Origin of the sequence: Kitasatospora sp. NPDC007106 (assembly GCF_040634455.1) — a bacterium.
GTDB classification, from domain to species: Bacteria; Actinomycetota; Actinomycetes; order Streptomycetales; family Streptomycetaceae; genus Kitasatospora; species Kitasatospora arboriphila.
In genome coordinates, this window is sequence record NZ_JBEYFP010000839.1 from 1 (window position 1) to 2,468 (window position 2,468).

At 73.5% G+C, this 2,468-nt stretch carries 1 protein-coding gene and 1 pseudogene; one reads left to right on the forward strand and one right to left on the reverse strand.

The annotated features are described in order from the left end of the window. Positions 1-324, reverse strand: a pseudogene (locus tag ABZ641_RS33065) (hypothetical protein); the annotation flags it as partial. A gap of 468 nt (positions 325-792) precedes the next feature. Here ABZ641_RS33065 and ABZ641_RS33070 point away from each other — a divergent pair. Then, the coding region (locus ABZ641_RS33070) for a transglycosylase domain-containing protein (RefSeq protein WP_359987863.1) at positions 793-2,468 on the forward strand (1,676 nt) is incomplete at its 3' end.

Here is a 2,468-nt window from a genome sequence, read left to right on the forward strand (position 1 = left end):
CGGGTCGTCGAGGACCTCCTCCTCGTCACCGGTGTCGAGGGCGAGCAGGGCGAGGCGGGCCGACTCCATCGTGGTCCGGTCGGCGAGGAACACCACCCCGAGGTCGGTGTCCCGGCCCGCCGCGGCGCGGACCGCCTCCGGCGTCGCCCCGGCCCACACCGGGTCGTCGACCGGGTGGACCTGGGCCTCGTACTCGCCGTGCGGTCCCCGGGCCCGGCTCGCCGCGGCCACCACCGCACGCCACGCGGCCGCGTCGGTGTAGTCGGTCCTGACGATCAGTGCGGCGGAGTCCTCACGTCCGACGATCTCCGGCAGTTCCGTCACGGTGTCCCTCTCCCCCGGCCCGTCCGTCCGGACTCTCCCACCCGCCACCGACACCGCCCCCGGGGGCGGCACCGGCACCCGGGGTCAGCTGTCCGAGCAGGTCGGTACCGTCCCGGCGGGTACCGACACACGACGGACGAGGTGGGCGCGACGGGAGCGAAGACGGCCGTGCCGGCCTGGGCGGACGGCCCGGTGGCCGAGGTGCTGCGGAACGCTCCGGCCGGCGGCGCCGACCGGGCGGCGGACCACGGCGGCTGAGCATCCGTCAAGTCGACACCCCCGCCGGGCGGCATGGCGAAGATCACAAGGCCGGGACGGGGTGCATCGCGCGTCTATAGGGCGGGGGGTGACGTTGTCGTCGACGAATCGGAGCTGAGTGTGCGTGTCCCAGGACGGCGCCGGAGCGGTACTGCAGGATCGGGGAGGCGCCGGCGGCGGGCCGGAGCGCGGACGGGACGGGTCCGCCGGGTGCTCCGTCGGCTCCGGCCGGCCTACCCGCGGCCCGGACTGCGGGGCCTCCGGCGGTGGCTGCCGTCCTGGCGGCAGCTGCTGGCCGTCCTGCTGACCGGGGTGGCGGCGCTGGTCGGCACGGTCGTCTGGCTGTTCGCGACCACGCACGTCCCGGACGACCTCAACTCCTTCGCCACCCAGCAGAACAACGTCTTCTACTGGTCGGACGGCACCGAGATGGCCCGCACCGGCTGGGTGAACCGGCAGGAGGTGCCGCTGGAGAAGGTGCCGGAGTCCGTCCGCTCGGCGGTGCTCGCGGCGGAGAACGCGACCTTCTACTCGGACGCGGGCGTCTCCCCCACCGGCATCACCCGGGCCGTCTGGGCGATGGTGACCGGCGGCGACACCCAGGGCGGCTCGACGATCACCCAGCAGTACGTCAAGAACATCTACCTGACCCAGGAGCGCGACCTCTCGCGCAAGGCCAGCGAGATCGTGATCGCGGTCAAGCTGGACCACCGGCTGAGCAAGGACGAGATCCTGGCGGGCTACCTCAACACCAGCTGGTTCGGCCGGGGCAGCTACGGCATCCAGCGGGCCGCCGCCGCGTACTACGGCAAGGACGTGTCGGCGCTGAACCCGAGCGAGGCGGCCTTCCTCGCCTCGCTGCTCAAGGGCGCCTCGCTGTACGACCCGTCGCTGGGCAAGGACAACCACCAGCGGGCGGTCGAGCGGTGGTCGTGGGTCCTGGACCGGATGGTGGAGACGGGGAAGCTCTCGGCCGCCGAACGCGCCCGCTACACCGCCTTCCCCGAACCGGTGGCACCGCCGGTCGCCCGCGGCCTCGGCGGCCAGACCGGGTACCTGGTGGACCTGGCCGAGAGCTACCTGGTCTCCCATTCGGCGATCACGCCCGCCCTGCTCGACCTGGGCGGCTACCAGATCCGCACCACCTTCGACCGGCAGCGCACGGCCGATCTCACCGCCGCCGTGCAGAGCGCCGGCCCCCGACTGGACCCGGCCCGGGAGGCCGACCGGCACGCGCGGATCGGCGCCGCCTCGGTCTCCGCGGACGGACGGATCCTCGCCCTGTACGGCGGGCCCGACTACCTGAAGCAGGGCTTCGACAACGCCAACACCTCCAACGTCCCGGTCGGCACGGCCTTCACCCCGATCGTCTACGCGGCCGCCCTCGACCAGGGCGTCCGCAAGGGCCGGGAGGGCGGCCGGAACCCGGTCGCCCCGGCCACCCGCTACGACGGCGGCGACGGGATCCCGGTGATGACGCCGGAGGGCCCGTACTGGGGGCGCGACGGCAAGATGGCGAAGACCGCCAACGACGGCCACAAGAACTGGGGCAGCATCAGCCTGCGCGACGCGGTCGCGCAGTCGGTGAACGGCCCGATGATGCAGCTCGGCATGGACGTCGGCCTGGACCGGGTCCGTACGACCGCGGCCGGGCTCGGACTGCTCCCGGACACCCTCGGCGACCTGGTGCCGTCCTTCTCGGTGGGCAACTCCCGTCCCAGCGCGATCCGGACGGCCTCGGCCTACGGCACGTTCGCGGCCGGCGGGATGCACACCGACCCGTACTCGGTGGTGTCGGTGACCCGCAACGGCACCCCGTACGCGCGCTACGCCATGCTGGACGTGCTGCACAGCCTGCAGCAGCCGCGCAGCAAGGTGCCGGCCGA